General features: G+C 69.6%; 16 protein-coding genes. 8 read left to right on the plus strand and 8 right to left on the minus strand.

Features of this window, described 5'->3' with window-relative positions:
- The first annotated feature begins 275 nt into the window (after positions 1-275).
- Positions 276-1562, plus strand: a complete 1287-nt coding sequence (gene nhaA, locus ACWDRW_RS39090; protein ID WP_451732989.1) for a Na+/H+ antiporter NhaA — start codon at positions 276-278, stop codon at positions 1560-1562.
- Positions 1559-1822, plus strand: a complete 264-nt coding sequence (locus tag ACWDRW_RS39095) for a hypothetical protein (protein ID WP_451732992.1) — start codon at positions 1559-1561, stop codon at positions 1820-1822. Before nhaA ends, ACWDRW_RS39095 begins: the two co-directional genes overlap by 4 nt.
- A gap of 51 nt (positions 1823-1873) precedes the next feature.
- Here ACWDRW_RS39095 and ACWDRW_RS39100 read toward each other — a convergent pair whose 3' ends face one another.
- Both ACWDRW_RS39100 and ACWDRW_RS39105 read right to left on the minus strand, forming a co-directional pair.
- Positions 1874-2824 carry a sigma-70 family RNA polymerase sigma factor gene (locus tag ACWDRW_RS39100; protein ID WP_451732994.1) on the minus strand — a complete coding sequence of 317 codons (951 nt, stop codon included), beginning with the start codon at positions 2822-2824 and terminating at the stop codon, positions 1874-1876.
- A gap of 20 nt (positions 2825-2844) precedes the next feature.
- The gene (locus ACWDRW_RS39105; protein WP_451732997.1) at positions 2845-4044 is read right to left on the minus strand and encodes an NAD(P)/FAD-dependent oxidoreductase; all 1200 of its coding nucleotides are present in this window, start codon (positions 4042-4044) and stop codon (positions 2845-2847) included.
- Positions 4045-4302: 258 nt separating this feature from the next.
- Between ACWDRW_RS39105 and ACWDRW_RS39110 the strand changes: the two genes are divergently transcribed.
- The 3 genes from ACWDRW_RS39110 to ACWDRW_RS39120 all read left to right on the plus strand — a co-directional run bounded on the left by ACWDRW_RS39110 (position 4303) and on the right by ACWDRW_RS39120 (position 6450).
- Positions 4303-4764 carry an SUKH-4 family immunity protein gene (locus ACWDRW_RS39110; protein ID WP_451733000.1) on the plus strand — a complete coding sequence of 154 codons (462 nt, stop codon included), beginning with the start codon at positions 4303-4305 and terminating at the stop codon, positions 4762-4764.
- A gap of 224 nt (positions 4765-4988) precedes the next feature.
- Positions 4989-5537: a peroxiredoxin family protein gene (locus tag ACWDRW_RS39115; RefSeq protein WP_451733003.1), complete on the plus strand. Its 549-nt coding sequence runs from the start codon at positions 4989-4991 to the stop codon at positions 5535-5537.
- A 7-nt stretch (positions 5538-5544) separates the two neighbouring features.
- Positions 5545-6450, plus strand: coding sequence for a cytochrome c biogenesis CcdA family protein (locus ACWDRW_RS39120; RefSeq protein WP_451733005.1), 906 nt, complete (start codon positions 5545-5547; stop codon positions 6448-6450).
- Positions 6451-6467: 17 nt separating this feature from the next.
- Here the strand turns inward: ACWDRW_RS39120 and ACWDRW_RS39125 are convergent, their stop codons facing one another.
- The gene (locus tag ACWDRW_RS39125; protein WP_451733007.1) at positions 6468-6737 is read right to left on the minus strand and encodes a hypothetical protein; all 270 of its coding nucleotides are present in this window, start codon (positions 6735-6737) and stop codon (positions 6468-6470) included.
- A 280-nt stretch (positions 6738-7017) separates the two neighbouring features.
- Here ACWDRW_RS39125 and ACWDRW_RS39130 point away from each other — a divergent pair, with 280 nt between their 5' ends.
- Positions 7018-7788, plus strand: coding sequence for a hypothetical protein (locus tag ACWDRW_RS39130; protein ID WP_451733010.1), 771 nt, complete (start codon positions 7018-7020; stop codon positions 7786-7788).
- Positions 7789-8004: 216 nt separating this feature from the next.
- Here the strand turns inward: ACWDRW_RS39130 and ACWDRW_RS39135 are convergent, their stop codons facing one another.
- The 4 genes from ACWDRW_RS39135 to ACWDRW_RS39150 form a co-directional block, all read right to left on the minus strand.
- Entirely contained in the window at positions 8005-10386 is a 2382-nt protein-coding gene (locus ACWDRW_RS39135; protein ID WP_451733026.1) for a SpoIIE family protein phosphatase, read from the minus strand.
- A gap of 277 nt (positions 10387-10663) precedes the next feature.
- Positions 10664-14656 (minus strand): HAMP domain-containing protein, encoded by a 3993-nt coding sequence (locus ACWDRW_RS39140; protein WP_451733013.1) that lies wholly within the window; start codon positions 14654-14656, stop codon positions 10664-10666.
- 700 nt (positions 14657-15356) lie between these two features.
- Positions 15357-16289 (minus strand): anti-sigma factor RsbA family regulatory protein, encoded by a 933-nt coding sequence (locus ACWDRW_RS39145; RefSeq protein ID WP_451733016.1) that lies wholly within the window; start codon positions 16287-16289, stop codon positions 15357-15359.
- Positions 16286-16579, minus strand: coding sequence for a hypothetical protein (locus ACWDRW_RS39150; RefSeq protein ID WP_451733019.1), 294 nt, complete (start codon positions 16577-16579; stop codon positions 16286-16288). Before ACWDRW_RS39150 ends, ACWDRW_RS39145 begins: the two co-directional genes overlap by 4 nt.
- 255 nt (positions 16580-16834) lie before the next feature.
- Here ACWDRW_RS39150 and ACWDRW_RS39155 point away from each other — a divergent pair, with 255 nt between their 5' ends.
- On the plus strand, positions 16835-17260 hold the full coding sequence (locus ACWDRW_RS39155; RefSeq protein ID WP_451733021.1) for an ATP-binding protein: 426 nt from the start codon (positions 16835-16837) through the stop codon (positions 17258-17260).
- 228 nt (positions 17261-17488) lie between these two features.
- Here ACWDRW_RS39155 and ACWDRW_RS39160 read toward each other — a convergent pair whose 3' ends face one another.
- Positions 17489-18625, minus strand: a complete 1137-nt coding sequence (locus tag ACWDRW_RS39160) for a phospholipase D-like domain-containing protein (protein ID WP_451733028.1) — start codon at positions 18623-18625, stop codon at positions 17489-17491.
- Between the two features lie 303 nt (positions 18626-18928).
- On the opposite strand from ACWDRW_RS39160, the gene ACWDRW_RS39165 reads away from it, so the two are divergent.
- Positions 18929-19099, plus strand: coding sequence for a hydrophobic protein (locus tag ACWDRW_RS39165; RefSeq protein ID WP_451733023.1), 171 nt, complete (start codon positions 18929-18931; stop codon positions 19097-19099).
- Positions 19100-19145 lie beyond the last annotated feature (46 nt).

Here is a 19145-nt window from a genome sequence, read left to right on the forward strand (position 1 = left end):
CAGCTCGGCTACACCGTCACCCTCAACCCGATCGAGGACGCAGCCTGACACAAGAACCCGGACACCCGGCGACCACCACGGTCACCGGGCACCCAGACATGCCTACCACCACCCTGACCTGCACCTATTTACGCGTCAGAGACGCCTGGTGAGACCCCCGCGTCACCCGATAGGGTGTAAACAACGCATCAAGACGATGCTGGTGTGCCGGGAAGTCTGGTCGGCGTCCGAGGGCCTGTGCGCCCATTTGTCGACAGCCCCGGAGGCCCTTTCCCATGACCGAGGCACGCCCGCGAAAGACGCTGCTCGGTGTCCTTCCCTGGCCGGAGCGCCAAGCGGTCGCCGAAGCCCTGCGCACCGAGACCGTGGGCGGACTGGTCCTGCTCGCGGCGGCCGTGACCGCTCTGGTGTGGGCCAACAGCCCCTGGAGCGGGGCCTACGAGCAGATACGCGACTTCCACTTCGGTATTGCGGCCCTCGGGCTCGACCTGTCCGTCGGGCACTGGACGGCCGACGGCCTCCTCGCCGTCTTCTTCCTCGTGGCGGGCATCGAGCTGAAGCGCGAACTCGTCCTGGGCGAGCTGCGCACCCCGGCGACCGCCGCCCTCCCCGTCATCGCCGCCGCCTGCGGCATGGCCGTCCCGGCCGCCCTTTACGCGCTCACGGCCGCGACGGGCGGCGGTAGCCTCGATGGCTGGGCCGTGCCGATGGCCACCGACATCGCCTTCGCCCTCGCGGTCCTCGCCGTCATCAGCACCCATCTGCCCTCCGCGCTTCGCGCGTTCCTGCTCACCCTCGCCGTCGTCGACGACCTGGGCGCCATCCTGATCATCGCGGTCTTCTTCACCGCCGACCTCGACTTCCTCGCCCTGAGCGGCGCCTTCGCCGGTCTCGTCGTCTTCTATGTTCTGCAGCGCTTGCGAGTGCGCGGCTGGTGGTACTACGCCCCCCTCGGGGGCGCCGTCTGGGCGCTGATGTACAACTCCGGCGTGCACGCGACCGTCGCCGGTGTCGCCATGGGCCTGATCCTGCGCACCACCCGGGACAAGGACGAGGACCGCTCGCCCGGAGCGCGCGTCTCCCACCTGGTGCACCCCTTCTCGGCCGGCGTCGCGGTCCCCCTCTTCGCCCTCTTCGCCGCCGGCGTCAGCGTCTCCGGGGACGCCCTCACCCGCGTCTTCACCGACCCCGAGCCGCTCGCGGTCTACGTCGGCCTGGTCGTCGGAAAGATCCTCGGCGTCTTTCTGGGCACTTACCTGGCCGCCCGCTTCACCCGCGCCAGACTCAACCCGGATCTCGCCTGGGCCGACGTCCTCGGCCTCGCCGTCCTCGCCGGCATCGGCTTCACCGTGGCCCTGCTGATCGGTGAACTCTCTTTCGCCGACCCGGCCGACATCGAACACGTCAAGGCCGCCGTGCTGCTCGGCTCCCTGACCGCCGCGATCCTCGCCGCCGTCCTCCTGCGCCGCCGCAACCGCGTCTACAAACGCCTGTACGAGGAAGAGGAACGCGACGACAACGCCGACGGCATCCCCGACATCTACCAGCGCGCCTCGCAGTGACTCCCGAGACCGCCTCCTCAGCGCTCGGCGTCGCCGTCGTGTGCGCCCTTCTGGGCGCGCGTACGGCCGTCCGTGAGACGCGGCACCGGGGCAGTGCCCGCAAGGAATGGGCGTTCCTCGTCGACCGACGGGCGATGTCCACGTTTCTCGTCGTGGCCGTTGTCCTGGGTGCCCTGTGCTGGGGCGCCGTGGGCCTGGCGCAGGTCCCGTGGGCGGTGCTCGTGGCACTGCTCGTGGCCCGCGTCTCTCACAAGGATTGATGAGTGGCATGCGAGGCACACCCCTCCGGCCGGTCCAACCCGAACCGGCCATCACCACTGGGCGATGAGAGGAGTGCCGTTGGCATGCTGCCGCCAGGCCGCGCCGAGGCGGGCGATGCGGGTGGGGGCGGCGATGCCGCGTACGGTCGTGATCCTTCCGTCGGCGATGTCGAACGTCACCGCGCCGACGGCCTGGTCGCCGACGACGAAGAGGAGGGCGGGTGCGCCGTTGACGCGCGCGTAGTGCACGGCGGGCGTGCCGCCGGCGAACCGCCGTTTCGCGGACGTGGGTTTGAATCCGGCGCGTACGACGGCCGCGATGTGCCGCGGAGTGTCGTACCGCAGCAGCCTCTCAGCCAGGCCGGCGCCGTCGGAGATCGCGGTCGCGTCGTCGGCGAGCAGCGCCACCAGCCGTTCGGTGCGCCCTGAGGAGGCGGCGGCCAGAAATTCCTCGACGATCCCGCGGGCGGCTTCCGGGTCGACTTCGCCGCCGCGGCGTGCGGCGGTGACGCGTCGCCGCGCCCGATGCAGGTGCTGCTGGCTCGCGGGCTCGGTGACGTCGAGGATCTCGGCGATCTCCGCGTGGCTGTAGGAGAAGGCCTCGCGCAGGACGTAGACGGCCCGCTCGGCGGGTGACAGGCGCTCCATGAGGGTCAGCACGGCCAGGGAGACCGATTCGCGCTGCTCGAAGGTGTCGGCCGGGCCGAGCACAGAGTCGCCGTCCAGGAGCGGCTCGGGCAGCCAGACACCGACGGCCCGCTCGCGCCGGGCCCGTGCCGAACGGAGCTGGTCCAGGCACAGGTTGGTGACGACTTTGGTCAGCCATGCCTCCGGCACCTGGATCAACTGCCGGTCCGCGGCCTGCCAATGAAGGAACGCTTCCTGCACGGCGTCCTCGGCCTCGGTCGCGGAGCCGAGCAGCCGGTACGCCAGGGAGGCCAGCCGGTTGCGGCTGGCCTCGAACCGGCCGACGTCGAAGAGGTCGGTTGCGCTGCTGTCCATGTGGATCATCCTGATATCGGCTACGCGGCAGCTGTCCTGTTCGCGACTACCTGTGCGTTGTCCAGGCGGCGCCTGCGCTTGGGCAGGCCGAACGTCGGGTGTGAGGTGGCCCAGAGCGAGGTCGTGAGGATGCTCGCTTTGATCCGCGCGGCCGTTCGGCCGCCCAAGTACCGCGACTTCGCCTGTCCTTCGTCGTCGACCGGCTGGAGGAGCCCGTCCCGCCGTCCGAGGCTGATGTGGTTGTACGTGTGGACGAGCTTGGTGTTGGCGCTCTTGCGGCCGGTCAGATGTCCCACGATCGTCTCGATGGCCTGCCGGCCGGTGTATCCGGCCGAAGCGCAGGACATCGGCAGCGGCCGCCCGTGGTCGCCGATGGCGAAGGCGCTGTCGCCGATGGCGTGGACGTTCGGGTGCGAGACCGAACGCATAGTGCGGTCGACAACGATCCGGCCGTGCTCGGTGACCTCCAGCCCGCTGGTGGCCGCGAGGGGGTCGACCGTGAATCCGGCCGTCCACACGGTCGCGTCGGACGCCAGGGCGGTACCGTCGGCGCACAGCACCCGCGTCGCTTCCACGGCCTCGACGACGGTGTGCTCCAGGACGGTGACGCCCAGCCGGTCGCAGGCCTGGCGCAGGTGGTCCCGGGCTCCCGGGGAGAGCCGGCGGCCCAGCTCGCCGCGGGCGATGAGCGTCACGGACAACCCGGGCCGGGATTCGGCGAGTTCGGTGGCTGTCTCGATGCCGGTCAACCCGTCGCCGACGACCACCACCTTCTTGGCCTCGCCCCGTTGACCCAGACCGTCCAGGCGTTCGCGCAGACGTAGTGCCGAGGGCCGGGCCGCGACGTCGAAGGCGTTTTGGGCCGCCCCGGGAACGCCACGGTCGTCGCCGTGGCTGCCGAGCGCGTAGACCAGCGTGTCGTAGCCGAGTTCGGCGCCGCCGTCTGCGGCGGCCACGGCGACGACCTGGTGCTCGGGGTCGACGGTGGTGACACGGGCCAGACGTAGCCGTATCGCCGTTCCCGCGAACACCTCGGCGAGCTTCGGAGCCGCGACATTCCGACCGGCCGCCAACTGGTGCAGCCGCATGCGCTGGACAAAGTCCGGGACGGCGTTGACCACGGTGATCTCGGTGTCAGCCGGGGACAGCCTGCGGGTGAGGTTCCCGGCCACGTAGGCTCCCGCGTAACCGGCACCGAGAACGACGATGCGATGCTTCATGTGTCACTCCTGTCTGTTCGCTCGCTCCCTCGAAGGTTTGAGCGGAGCAGCGCCCTGTTTACTGACAGGAGTCGCGTGTGATGTGGGACACAGGTCAGAACCAGGCGTGGCCGTAGCGGGTGTCGGACGGGCGCCGGCGGGAGCGCCAGCCAAAGAACCTGCGCTCGGCGAAGTCACCCGCCCCGCAAGCGCCGATCAGACCCCCGGGCCTGCTCACCGGCTTGGCGAAGCGTCGGCTGGGCGGGCTATGTTCCCGGCATGAACGACGCTGAAGTCGCCGCGCTCTTGGCCGGATGTGTGCGCTGCCCATACCCCGGAGTGTGGCAGGACTCCCCTTTTGTGGAACGCACGGTTGACGGTGCGCGGTATGCCCTGATCGCGGTCGACGCAGGGCTGAGCGCGCTCGCCCTACGGCGTAATGACGACTCGCTGTGGTTTCTGCCGGAGGGCGGTGCTCCTCGGTTGGTGAACTCCGGCGTTGCGGCGTTTGTTGCCTTCAACCGTGCTTATGAGGAGGCCGCTGCTGAGGCTGCTGCATACGAAGGGCCCGGTGACGGCCTGAGCGAGGACGAGAGCGTGGACCTGGCCGAGCAGGCTGCCGACGCGCTCACTGAAGCGCTGCTGGAGCGATTCGAGATGCTTGATGCCGAGGCCGTCGCGGACGAGAACTCCTTCTGGCACATCGGGGCTGAGGAACTGGGCTACGGCATGAGTGTCTGACCAGGCAGACGAACGGAGCAGGCCCCCTGGTCGGCCCGTCGGTGAACTCGGACAGGCTCGGCCACTCGCACCTCCAACGAGCGTTGAGGACCGACCGACCAACCGGCGGACGGCGACGTCGTGTGCGCGGGCGCACGTCATCGAACCGTAAGGTCCTGAACCGCTGTTCGCCTCCTCCGGCGGCGCTAACCTCACACCGCTCGCGACTACCCAGGAGACTTACCATGCGCACCCGCGTCCACCTGCCGGCCGTTCTCGCCGCCGTCGTGCTCGCCGTCACCGGATGCGGATCCAACAGCGGCTCCGACTCCGCCGACGTCGCGGACGCCTCCCCGGCAACGGCCTCGTCTTCCGGCGGAACGAAGGTGCCTGAGACGCTGAACTTCACCGCGACCACCCTCGACGAGAAGCCGTTCGACGCGAGCAGCCTGAGGGGCAAGCCTGCCGTGCTGTGGTTCTGGGCACCGTGGTGCCCCACGTGCAAGGGACAGGCTGCCGAGACCAGCAAGGTCGCAGCCGACTTCGAGGGCAAAGCGAACGTGGTGGGCGTCGCGGGCCTGGACACCCCCGCGGCCATGCGCGACTTCGTCTCCGACACGGGCACGGGCTCCTTCCCCCACCTGTCCGACGAGAACGGCGAGGTGTGGAAGCGGTTCGGGGTCACCGAGCAGAGCCACTACGTGATCCTCGACGAGGCGGGGAAGGCCGTCTACGAGGGAGTCCTGCCCGGCGGCGAGGGTCTGGCGGCGAAGGTCGCCGCCCTCACCGGGTGAACCGACCATGGCCGACCTGCCCCTCGCACTCGCGCTCGGCGCCGGAATGCTCGCCGCCGTCAACCCCTGCGGTTTCGCCCTGCTGCCCGCTTACCTCTCGCTGCTCGTCCTCGGCGACGACTCGCCCAGCCGGACGGTCGCGGTCGGCCGGGCTCTGACCGCCACGGTCGCGATGACCGCCGGATTCGTCGTCCTGTTCGGGACCTTCGGTCTGGCCGTCCAGCCGGTCGCGGGACAGGTCCAACAGCACCTGCCCTGGTTCACCATCGGCTTCGGCCTGCTCATCGCAGCCGCTGGTGTCTGGCTCCTGACGGGCCGGAGCCTGCCCAACCTCGGCCCGAAAGTCCGCCGCGCGCCCCAGGTGACCCGTTCCCTGCCCACGATGGCCCTTTTCGGGATGGCCTACGCCACGGCGTCCCTGGGTTGTACCGTCGCGCCCTTCCTCGCCATCGTCGTCTCCGCCTTCCGCGGCGGCTCGACCGGCGAGGGGATCGCCCTGTTCGCCGCCTACGCCGCGGGCATGGGGCTGATCGTCGGCGCCGCATCCCTGGCCATTGCCCTCGCCCGGACCACGGCCGTAACCCCTCTGCGCCGCCTGGGTGCCCTCGCGCCCCGCCTAGGCGGCGGTCTGCTCCTGCTGGTAGGCGCTTACGTCGCCTACTACGGCTGGTACGAAATCCGGGCCCAGCGCAATCCCACCGCGGACCCCGTCGTAGAGACTGCGGGCAAGGCACAGCGCGCCGCCGCAGATGTTCTGGACGCCGCGGGTCCGGCCGTGATCGCCATGGTCTTCACGGTCCTGCTCCTGACGGCCCTGGTGATCCGCTACCGGCTCAGTAGGGCGCGGCGTTCCCACAGCAGACAGCGCACAGACCAGGCGGTGCACGCCTCGCATGGCGACTGGGCTCGGTGACAGGTCGAAGAAGCGGGTTACTGACGTCGGCGCTCGGGCTCCCTGCGCCAGTAGGCGGTGGCCACCAGGAGCCCGGTCACCAGCAGCATCAGCAAGCCGAAGCGAGCGAGCGCGTACGGGAGGACGGTGAGCATCTCGTTCGTTTCAGCGCCCTGGATCAGTCCAGGAGGAGGCGGCTCCCAGTCCGAGGCTTCTCGCCCCCACCAGTACGAGATCGGGGCGGCAGCGACGCACGACAGCGCCCATGCACCGACGAGCCCCGACGCGGTGACTTTGACCTTCGACATGTCGCCTCCCCCGGGTCTGCTACGACCCCTTGGCACAGCTTGAGGGAAGTGGAAGCCCGTATGTCAAGCTCGCCGGTTGCGCAACCGGGATCCGATGGAGGTAGGGCTGATCGGCTCGACCCCAGCATGTGACGGTGTTCAGGGCCGGAGCTGTGATGTTCTTCGTGGCAGGCACGCTGATGGAATCATGAGTGTTGTGGGCTTGATTCCCCGCCGCGGCCGACCTGAGGGCACGGCCGCGAGGGGTGGCCGAGTGCGGGGGCGTGGCTGAGTGTTCCGCATGTCCGGGCGTTCCAAGTTGATCCTTGCTGTGCTTGTTGCGGGCGTGTTGGTACTGGCGTACTCCGCGACGACATCCGATCGGCGCACTTTCAGGGAAGGGCGGCTCTCTGCCGGGCCGTTGCAGGACCGTCCGCTTGCAGGCGGCGGTACGGCGCAGCTGTCGAAGTGCGGAGTGGACGATGGGCCGCGGCCTGTAGCACGGGGCGAGGGGGAGCGGGGGCAGGTTCCGCGACTGCTGCTCAGCAGCTGGGGCTTTTACGATCCGGGGTCGAAGACGCCGGGCCAGGCGCGGTTCACTGTCCACGTGGCCATCCGGTCAGGTGACCGACCCCTGTACCTCGACGCACCGGTGGCCAAGGGGAAGGTCACGCTCGACTTTTACGGACCGCACGGCGAGGGCCGCCGGGCCTCCGCCCGCGGGCTTACCGCGACTGTCGTCGACGGCGGCTTCATGGGCAAGCCGGTGAAAGTCCCGGAGACCGGCAGCTTCCGTGTCGATCCCGGCAGGGAGTTGCTGCTGGATGTCGATCTGCCCGCCAAGGCCGTCTGTCCTGGACACAGCTTGCTCAGCCTCAACAAATGTTTGCCTGAAAACACCAACGACGTCGAGGACTGCCCCGTGCTGGTCGTCACCCTCGCCGACCCAGCGATCCGGGCATACCGCGCGAAGGTGGCGGACGTTGACTCCGCTGACTCCTTCAGCGACCGACTCGTTGCGGTCTCCTTCGAACGGGCCACCGCCCAGATCTCGGCGGTCGACAAGAGCTGAGCCTGGCGAGGTGAAGGGCCGACGCGGGAGGGCGGGACCTTGGTCGGCTGCCGCGGGCTGCGGCAGCGGCCCATGAGGCGTCGCAGGGTGTGAGTTGCTCGAAGGCGCTGCATCGAGGCCGGCAACGCGGGAGGGATGCGGCGGCGAGGCCCGTGGCGAACTGCGCTGAGGTCACGGTCATGCACGGCGCCGCAGCCACGCACCGCCACGAAGCCCTTATCCGAGCCGGATGCCCACGATGCACGTGTCGTCGTCGGTGTCCGAGTTGCTGTAGGTGAGCAGGCGGTCCAGTTGCTGGTCGAGTGTGCTGGGTGCCGTGCGGGCGGTGGTCAGCAGGTGGATCAGGGACTCCTCCACGGACCGGTCGCGGCGTTCGATCAGGCCGTCCGTGTACATCAACAGGGTGTTGCCCGGGGCCAGTTGGATCTCGGCCTCCTCGTACACGACCTCGGGGAGCGCTCCGAGCAGCATCCCCTGCAGCAGAGGCAGGGCAGCCGCCTCATTGCCCTGGACGAGCACGGGCGGCAGGTGGCCCGCTCTGGCCCAGCGGAACGTCCTCAGGGCTGGGTCGTACAGACCGCATACCGCGGTGGCGGTGACGGCCCCCGTGAGGTGGTGGGCCACGATGTTGAGCCATGACAGCAGCTGGCCCGGCCCGGCGCCGGTGACCGCCAGGCCACGCAGGGCGTTGCGCAGGACCACCATGCTGGTCGCGGCCTCTATGCCGTGGCCGGCCACGTCTCCCACGCACAGCAGAACCTGCCCGGAGGGCAGCACGACGGTGTCGTACCAGTCGCCGCCCACCAGGTGCTCGGTCTCCGCGGGCCGGTAGCGGACGGCCATCTGGAGGCCGGGGACCTCCAGCGGTGCCTGGGCGGGAGGCATGATGGCGTGCTGCAGCTGGAGGGTGAGCCGGTTGCGCTCGGTGGCCTGCTGCTCGGTGTGTGCCAGCTGGTCGCGGGTGGCGGCGAGCGCCACCTCGGTCCAGTGCTGGGCGGAGATGTCCTGGTAGGCGCCGCGTACCAGGAGCAGGCGGCCGTCGGTGTCGAGCACCGGCTCGGCGACGACCCGGATGTGGCGGGTCACTCCGTCAGGTCGCTGGAGCCGGAAGGCGGCGGCGGCCGGCCGACGGTGGTGCAGCAGCGTGCGCAGGAAACGGCGGATGGAGACGCCGTCGTCCGGATGCGCGTGGGCCGACAGGTTCTCCAGGGGCACCGGGGTGCTCGACTGAGGGCGCCCGTAGAGGTCGAACAGCTGGCCGTTCCAGGTGATCTCGCCGGTCAGCACGTTCTCCTCGAAGCCGCCGATACGGCCGAGGCGTTGGGCGTGCTGCAGAAGACTTGCCAGGCGCGCCGTCTCGTCCTCGATGCGCCAGATGAGCAGGACGGTGGTGCCGTGCCGGCTGATACTGATGTCCGCGACTGCCGAGAGGGGGACCTGGTCGACGAGAGCGGTGAGGTTCATCCGGCGGGCGCGGAAGGGTTCTCCGGTGGCGTAGACCCGCTCGACGCGCTGGAACAGCTCACTGTCCCCTGCGGCCATCGGGTAGGCCTCCAGCAGGAGCGCGCCGTTGACGACCGCACGCGGCCGGCCGGCCGGATCCAGGAAGCGGTTGTTGACGTGCTGGATGCGGAAGTCCTCGAGGTTCCCGGCGTCGTCGAGGTGCGGCACCAGGACCAGCGCGGGATCGTGCAGGCCGTCGGCCAGGTCCATCAGCTCCGCGGCGTCCGGCAGGACGCGCGGTTCGTGGGTGGGACCGTGCAGGAGCGGGTGCGTCTCCAGCGTGTGGCCGCACAGCTCCGCCAGGGCCTCCACCTGGCGGACGATCTGCGGAGGCTGAGGCTCCACGGGAGTGGGCCAGGCGATCTCCAGCACGCCGTAGATGCGCCCTCCCGTGCCGGCGGGCAGGGCGGCTCGGCCTCCGTGCGGATGGTGGTGCACACCGATGCTGGGAAGTCCCGCTCCCGCGAGGGAGGGGATCCACTGCCCCCTGCGCTCGGTGAGGCCCCGTCGCGCCACCGTGACCACGTCCGGCGGGACATACCGCCAGCGCGCCGCCTCCGCCGGAGAGAACCCGGCGCTGCCCGCCAGGGTGAGCGAACCGTCGGAACCCACGGCCCAGACGGCCACAGCCACCGCGCCGAGAGGACGCAGCGCCTGCTCCAGCAGGGCTTCGGCGACCGCCTGGGTGTCGTCCGCGGCCAGCGCGCCGCTCTCCGCCGCGCGCAGTCGTACGGCGGCCGACTCGTCCTTGGCCTCGTCCGCGGCACGGGTGGCGGCGAGGAACGCGTCCGTCACCTCGGACATCCGGTCCCGGGCGGCCTGATTGATGATGTCGACCGCGAGTTCGAGGGGGGTGAGCTGGGCCTGCTCGGCCAGCTCGGCGAGCTGCCGGGCGGCCTGGGCGGGCCCGCACGTCAGCCGCTCGACCAGGATGCCCTTGGCGAGTTCGATCAGGGCGCGTCCCTCGGCTTCCGCCTGGGCTGCCCGCACCTCTCGGCTGAGCCGCTCCACGGTGGCCGCCAGTCGGCCCACCGGCGACGCGGAGGGGACGCCGACGGGAACCGTGGGCAGCTCGTCAACTGGGTCCGTGGGCAGCTCGCCAGTGGCCCCTGTGGACAGCTCGTCAACCGGGCCCGCGGGCAGCCCTCCGACAGGCCTCGTGGACAGTTCGCCCGCGGAGGGCACCGACAGGCCGGAGGACGCCGGGGGAGCGCCGGCTTCGAGCTTCGGCGCACCGCCCTGATCCGGTTCGCCCGGATGCTCGGACTGGCTCACGGTGTGAAAGCTCCTCGGCTGAAGCGCCCTGGGGCGCGGAACGGCAGGCGCTGCGGGGCGCCCGGCCCGCCGGGGTGCGGGCGGGGCGCCGACGTGCTCATACGGGCAGCCAGCGCCGGACGCAGGCGATGAGGTCGCGTGTGTCGACGGGCTTGGTGACGTAGTCGCTGGCGCCCGAGGCGAGGCTCTTCTCCCGGTCCCCGGGCATCGCCTTGGCGGTGACGGCGATGATCGGCAGCTCCGCGTACTGCGGCATCCGGCGGATCTCGGCCGTCGCGGTGTAGCCGTCCATCTCCGGCATCATCACGTCCATCAACACGAGCGCGACGTCTGGGTTGTTCACCAGCGACTCGATGCACTGGCGCCCGTTCTCGGCGTGCAGCACCCGGAAGCCGTGCAGCTCCAGAATCCCGCTGAGCGCGAAGAGGTTGCGTGCGTCGTCGTCGACGACGAGGACCGTGCGGTCCCCCGCCGGGGAGCCGTCGACCGGCTGCGGCGGCACGGGCCGCGATTCCTCGGGCCGGACCAGCGACAAAACGTCCCCCGGCTCCTCGGCGGACAGGTGCAGGACGATGCGCTCGCGCAGCTCGTCGAGACTGGACAGGAATTCCAGTGCGCTGCCCGCCGAGCGGGACCGCAGTGTCTCTTCCAGGACCAGGTCCGTGCGATGACCGCTGTGCACCAGCACGGGAACACTCGCCAGCGCCGAGTCACCCCCCAGCGCCTCGAGGAAGCGGGAGGCCTCACCGTCCTGCGTGCCCAGTTCCAGGACGACGCAGTGGCACGGTTCCGCGGCGAGCGCGCCCGCCGCCTCATGCGCCCCGACGGCGGTGATGATGTCGACGGCGGGTCGCTGTCCACCGTCTTCATGGCCGTGCGTGAGATCGGCGACCACACTCTCCGCGACGAGGGTCAGCAGACCGCGCGGCCGCTCCTCCACGACGAGCAGGCGCCGGGGCCGCGACCCGGCCCGGGGCACCGGCACCGGGCGTGACAGCCCCTCCGGAAGGGGCTCGGACGGGAGCTCCTCCAGAGGTCTGCCCTGCTCGATCACTTCCTCGAAGTCGGGACGGGCCACGGGCAGGAAGAGCGTGAACGTACTGCCCTGGCCGGGCGTGCTGTGCACCGTGACGGCACCCCCGAGAAGATGGGCGATCTCCCGGGTGATGGACAGCCCCAGACCGGTGCCGCCGTACTTGCGGCTCGTCGTGCCGTCCGCCTGCTGGAAGGCGCCGAAGATCGTCTCCAGGTGCTGCTCAGGGATGCCGATGCCGGTGTCCGTCACCCGGAAGGCCACCACGGCGCCGCCCCGGACGACTCCCGCGGGCACCTCGTCGTCCAGCGCCGGCTCGACGCTCAGCTGCACGCCGCCCTGTTCGGTGAACTTCACCGCGTTGGACAGGAGGTTGCGCAGCACCTGGCGCAGCCGCGAGTCGTCCGTGAACAGGTCCGCGGGTGCGCCGGGAGCGGTCGTCACCGTGAAGTCCAGGCTCTTCTGCGTCGTCATGGGCCGGAAGGTGGCCTCGACGTACTCGATGAGCTGGCGCAACGCCACGCGCTCCGGCGTGACGTCCATCTTCCCGGCCTCGACCTTCGACAGGTCGAGGATGTCGCTGATCAGTTGGAGCAGGTCCGAGCCGGCGGAGTGGATGATCTGCGCGTACTCGACCTGCTTCGCCGTGAGGTTACGAGCCGGGTTCTGGGCCAGCAACTGGGCCAGGATGAGCAGGCTGTTCAGCGGGGTGCGCAGCTCGTGGCTCATGTTCGCCAGGAACTCGGACTTGTACTTCGAGGCCAGCGACAGCTGTTGGGCGCGTGTCTCCAGTTCCTGCCGGGCCTGCTCGATCTGCAGGTTCTTCGCCTCGATGTCGCGGTTCTGTGCCGCCAGCAGCGAGGCCTTCTCCTCCAGGTCGGCATTGGAGCGCTGCAGTTCTTCCTGCTGTACCTGCAACTCCGCCGATCGGTCCTGGAGTTCGGCCGTCAGGCGCTGCGACTCGGCCAGCAGCTCGTCAGTGCGGGCGTTGGCCACGATGGTGTTGACGTTGACACCGATGGTCTCCATCAGCTGTGCCAAGAAGTCGTGCTGGATCTGTGTGAAGGATGTGACAGACGCCAACTCGATGACGCCGAGGACCTGGTCCTCGACCACAATGGGCAGCAGCACCAGCGCGGTCGGTACCACCTGGCCGAGCCCGGAGGAGATGGTCACGTAGTCCGGCGGCAGGTCGTCCACCGTGATGGGGCGTCGGCTGCGGGCGGCCTGACCGACCAGGGTGCGGCCGAAGGGGATCCGTCGGGGCCGGGTGTCCTCCTCCGGGTAGCCGTAGGAACCGACAAGCCGGAGTCGGGGGCCGTCGTCGCCGTCCTCGGCCAGGTAGAAGGCGCCGTACTGGGCCGCCACCAGGGGGACCAGCTCGTCCATGATCAGTTCAGCGACCACGGGAAGGTCACGGTGGCCCTGCATCAGTCCCGAGATGCGGGCGAGATTGGTCTTGAGCCAGTCCTGCTCCTGGTTGGCCCGGGTGGTCTCGCGCAGGGACTCCACCATCGAGTTGATGTTGTCCTTGAGTTCGGCGACCTCGCCGGAAGCCTCGACGTTGATCGAGCGCGTCAGGTCGCCCTCCGCGACGGCGCTGGTGACCTCGGCGATCGCGCGCACCTGCCGGGTGAGGTTCCCGGCCAGCTCGTTGACGTTCTCCGTCAGGCGCTTCCAGGTGCCGGAGACGCCCTCCACCTCGGCCTGTCCGCCGAGGCGTCCTTCGGTGCCGACCTCGCGGGCGACGCGGGTGACCTCGTCGGCGAAGGCGGAGAGCTGGTCGACCATCGTGTTGATCGTCGTCTTGAGTTCGAGGATCTCGCCGCGGGCGTCCACGTCGATCTTCTTCGACAGGTCACCCCTGGCCACCGCGGTCGTCACCAGCGCGATGTTGCGCACCTGGCCGGTGAGGTTGTTGGCCATCGAGTTGACGTTGTCGGTGAGGTCCTTCCACGTGCCCGCGACGTTCGGCACGTGCGCCTGTCCGCCGAGGCGTCCTTCGGTGCCGACCTCACGCGCCACACGGGTGACCTCGTCGGCGAAGGCCGACAGCGTGTCGACCATCGTGTTGATGACATCCGCCAGCGCCGCGACCTCGCCCTTCACCTCGACCGTGATCCGCTGCGACAGGTCACCCCGCGCCACGGCGGTGGCCACCTGGGCGATCGAGCGGACCTGGCCGGTCAGGTTGGAGGCCATGACGTTGACGTTGTCGGTGAGGTCCTTCCAGGTGCCCGACACACCGCGCACCTGGGCCTGTCCGCCGAGGCGTCCTTCGGTGCCGACCTCGCGGGCGACGCGGGTGACCTCGTCGGCGAAGGCGGAGAGCTGGTCGACCATCGTGTTGATGGTGCTCTTGAGTTCGAGGATCTCACCGCGCGCGTCGACGGTGATCTTCTGGGAGAGGTCTCCCTTGGCCACCGCCGTGGTCACCTGGGCGATGGAGCGGACCTGGCCGGTGAGGTTGCCCGCCATGAAGTTCACGGAGTCCGTCAGGTCGCGCCACACCCCGGCCACGCCAGGCACCTGGGCCTGTCCGCCGAGCCGCCCCTCGCTGCCGACCTCACGGGCGACGCGGGTGACCTCGTCGGCGAACGCGGACAGCTGGTCGACCATCGTGTTGACGGTCTCCTTCAGCTGCAGGATCTCGCCGCGCGCCGGCACATCGATCTTCTGCGACAGGTCGCCCTTGGCCACAGCCGTGGCCACCTGCGCGATGTCACGGACCTGGGTGGTCAGGTTGCCCGCCATGGCATTGACCGAGTCCGTCAGGTCGGCCCACGTGCCCGAAACACCCGGAACCTCCGCCTGCCCGCCCAGCGTCCCCTCGGTGCCGACCTCGCGGGCCACCCGGGTGACCTCGGACGTGAACACCGACAACTGGTCGACCATGCCGTTGAAGACCTTGGCGATGTCCCCCATCAGGCCGTCGGCGTCGACCGGCAGACGGGTGCCGAAGTCCCCGTCCCGCACGGCCGTCAGGCCCGCCAGAAGCCGCCGCAGCTCCTGATCATCCGGAGAAACCTCGACGACCCCGGCGCTGTTGCTCGTCATGCGTAACCTCGTTCCGCTCCCCCAGGAGCCCTCGTCACCGAGAACTCGGAACCCGCTTTGAACCGATCGGTGGCCCGACCGTCGTGCGTGCAGTTCCGCAGTTCACGGCCAGTACGCAACGAGAAAAACACGCCGCAGATTAACCCACGTTCCCGGCGCGGAACAAAGCGTCGGCCCAGCTGAGAACCACGAGAATAACGACTGGCCGGAAACGGCATACCCGCACGGAACAGGGGTACCTGAGACGGTTTCTCTTTGGGAGGCTGAGTGTCGGTGCACCGGTGCGGCGGCGCCTGGACGCCGCCGGTGGCGAAGCCGCCCGATTCGCACCGGTCCGTCTCTTCTGGAACGCGTCCGGGCATGGCTCGATCACTACGCGACCGGCCATGGCCGGTCACTGCCCGATGAGGTTCATCACCGTCCGATGAGGTTCGCCGGGTCCCGCGGGAACGCGGCGAGGGTGCGAACGGCAAGACTTTCGAACGGGATGACCTTCGAACGGCCTGAATGCCGGGTGGCCGATTGTGACCGCCCCGTCTTTCCGGCGCCGCGCGAGGCGCGTTCGACCGACCAACCCCGAGAGGGGAGACTCCCTCGCCTCCGCGGCGGCACGCCGCCCGTACGGCATCGCTTTCCTGATGCTCACCGACCGTGCGGCAGGGGGTGCGGGCGGCAAGGCCCGTGGCTGCCCCCAGACGGGTCACGGGCTGACGTAGACGCGGACGGTCGTTCCCAGGCCGTCGGTGTGCAGGCGCACCAGGTCGGCGACGCTGTGGACCAAGAGCAACCCCCGCCCACCAGGCTGTCCGGGCTCCGGCAGGCGGCAGCCGGCCAAGGGGTCGATCAGCCGTCCCGCGTCGCGGACCTCGAACACGACCTGGCCGTGGTCGGCCCAGACCGCCAGCGTTCCCCGGCCGCCGCCGTGGAGCACGCTGTTGGTCGTCAGTTCCGCGACGACCAGCTCCGCATCCATCAGCCGTACCCCGGACAGGCCCAGCCGAGCCGCCTGCGCGACACCAAACTTGCGGACTGCTGGAAGCTCCTCGTCTCCGAAGGAGAAGACTGCGGCGTCCGGTGCGGGCGGTAGGGCCCGGTTGTAGCGGGCGACGACCGCTTCCCAGTCGTAGGCCTCGCTGATCTCCTCACGGCCGTCACCGCTGATGACGGTGGGGTGGGTGATCCGCGCGTCGGCGATCACGTCCGGTTCCAGCCGTACCTCGTCGTACGGGCACAGGATTGTCACCGGCCGACCGTCGAACGCGGCGTTGATCACTGCCTCGTGCTGCGCGCAGGCCGGGTACTCCACCGCGCTGCGCCCGGCCCAGATCGGCTCACCGATGATCCGCACCCGCCCCTCGGGGTGCGCGTCGGCGAAGGCGCGCAGCACCTTGGGGATGATCCGCCCGGGGTTGCGGCCGACCTCGGTCATGTCCAGGAGCAGGACGTCCTCGGCGTCCGCGCCCAGCCCTGTCCTGATCAGTTCCAGGTTGGGGCCGGGTACGGCGACGGCGACCGGCTCGCTGTTCGCCAGCCCTTTCCTCAGGAACGACACCGTCTGATGCGTGTACTCCTGCTCGGTGCGGTAGAACAGGGCAGGGTGCTCGAACACGTCGTCGGCATTCACCGGACTCATCGCGGTGCCACCTCGATCCTGTTCAGGCCGGGGCCGAGCATGGGCTCCACCGTGAGCAGGTGGCGGGGAGGCCGTGCGAGCACCATCCGCCCATCGGGCAGGTTCATGGCCGGGACCGACAGCGCGGTCACACCCACCGCATCGACCAAGGTCGCGTCAGACAGCTCCACGCACGACACACCCACCTGATGCCGGGTCAGTGCGGACAGACCCTGCCCCCAGACCGGACGGGGGAGCGCGCTGAACTCACCACAGGTACGTTTTCCGGCACGACTCAGCAGAGTGCTCACCTCCAACGCAGCCCTCCCTGACCTCGTCCGGCCATCCCCACCGCATGCGGGGCGTCCCCGCTCGGTCTCCTTCACCCCTCCGACAGCCCCCGTCGGCCGGCTTCCACCTGACACGCAGCAGGAAGCTTTTTTCGGGCCCTCAGCCTATAGCGCACGCCGGTTGCTCCGCTCCGGAGTGCGCCAGGCGGCGTCAGCCCGCACACAGCGGGTACTTGCGACAGCCACGGAACGGATCCAACGACAGGGAGGGGCACCGTGGACGAATCGTCACTGCGGGCGGTGGGCTGGGCGCGCTCGCTGCCCGTGAACACCGGCCCGAAGGCGGCGCGTGACTGGGCGCGGGGGCATCTGGAGACGCTCGGCTGGGCGCACAGCGCCCCGCAGACGGTGGACGATGTGCTCCTGACCGTGTCAGAACTGGTCACCAACGCCCACATTCACGCCCATTCCACTGCCCGGCTGGTGTTGACCTGGGACGGTCAATGCCTGCACGTCACGGTGCACGACGACGCCTCCGCGGACTTGCCCACCCCACGCGCTCCCAGCGAGGACCGTCCCGGTGGGCGGGGCATGTTCCTGGTCGACGCCCTGGCCGACGAGTGGGAAGCCCGCCTGTGCCCCGACGGCAAAGCGGTCACCGCCTGCTTTCGTCCTCCCAGCGCGGCCGACGGCGCCCGCTGACGCGGGAGTCAGGGGGCAGGCATTGACGAGCGCGCCGCAGCGGCTGTCTCGGCTGGCCTGACGCCACGCGGCGCCCCCGTGGCCCGTCCGCCTCAAGGAGGACGGACCACGGGGGCGCCGTGGTGTGTGATCGCTGGGAGATTGGCGGCGGTGTCGGCGGGCGGTGGCTCGAGAACGCGGGTCTACGGTTCGGGGGCACGGCGGGGTAGTGAGGCCCCTGCCCGTGCCTCACAGGAAGCGACGGATGGGGGCCACGGCGGCCTCCCGCAGCCGCTGCGGGGCGGAGCGGCGCTTCCAGCGGCCCCGCTCGATCTGCTGACTGACCTTCAGGTCGTCGTCGAAGTGCCGATTGAGGGTGGCGGCGAAGTTCTCGTCGAGGACGGCGCACATGACTTCCTCGTCGTGGTCCAGAGAGCGCCGGTTGAAGTTGGTGGAGCCGATCAGGGCGGCGACCCCGTCGACGGTGATGACTTTGGCGTGCATCATCGTCGGCTGATACTCGAAGATGCGCACCCCGCAGTCGATCAGCTGCTCGTAGAAGCGCTGGCCGGCCAGTCGGCACACCCGCTTGTCGGTGTGCGGGCCGGGCAGCAGGATCTCCACCTCGACACCGCGTCGGGCGGCCGTGCACAGCAGGTCGATGAAGAACTCATCGGGGGCGAAGTAGGCCGTGGCCAAACGGAATTGGTCCTGAGCACATTCGATCATGACGCGCAGCAGCGTCTGCATGTCCTGCCAGCCGAGGCTGGCCGAGCCGCGGACGACCTGGACCACGGCATCGCCTTGCGGCGTGTGGGGGCCGAAGCGGTCGCGCGCGTCGAAGAGGGTGTCGTGGCATTCGGCCCAGTTCTGTGCGAAGGCGGCGGCGATGCCGTCCACCGCGGGTCCGCGTACCTGAACGTGGGTGTCGCGCCATTCGTGCTCGTTCCGGGCGTCCCCGCACCATTCCTCAGCGATGCCCACCCCGCCGGTGAACGCCGTCTCCTCGTCCACCACCAACACCTTGCGATGGCAGCGGTGATTCTGTTTGAGCGGGGTGAGGTAAAGGGGCTTTCGGAACCAGGCCACCTCGACCCCGGCCCGGTCCATCATCTCCAGCAAATCGTTTTCGATCTGCCGACTGCCGAAACCGTCCAGCAGCAGCCGCACGCGCACGCCCTTGCCGGCCCGGTCAGCCAGCGCCTCTGCGAACTGGCGGGCTATTTCGCCACGCCAGTACACGAACGTCATCATGTCCACGGTGTGTTCGGCGTTGCGGATGCTCTCCAGCATCGCAGCGAAGATCTCATCCCCATTGCGCAGCGGCAGCAGGGAGTTGCCTTCCGTTGCGGCGATGCCGATCAGCCGCTCCAGACGACGACGCATCCGCTGCTTGCGCTCCGTCGGCGACGAGGACGGCGCGGCTGTCACTTCGGGCCCTTCCGAGTCGATGTGTGTGCTGGTCACGGCTCCTCCTTGCCGATCGAGAAAGGCCACCCGCGGGTCCAGCACCGCCGAAGCGAACCGACTGTGCCCGCAGGTGCCGCGAACCGGCACAGTGCCGGGGCCGGGCGATCCGAAGAACCGCGGCGGCGCACCTTATACCGCGCCGCGGGAGGGGTAAACCCGGAAACCCACACGTATGTCTGCTCGAAGCCAGGGCACATGCTTTTTCGGAGGTTGATAATCATGGTTCCCCTGCTTCTCGTTCTGCTTCTCGCGCTCCTTCTTTTCGGCGCCGGCTTCGCTCTGAAGGCCCTTTGGTTGATTGCGGTCGTCGTTCTCGTGGTGTGGCTGCTCGGGTTCGTGATGCGATCCCCGGCCAGCGGAGGCCGCCGCGGCCGCTGGTACCGCTGGTAGTCAGCAAGGAAGCGCAGGGTGGGCTGGGCCAGAAGATTCTTCTGGC

Source organism: Streptomyces sp. NPDC003635 (assembly GCF_053587635.1).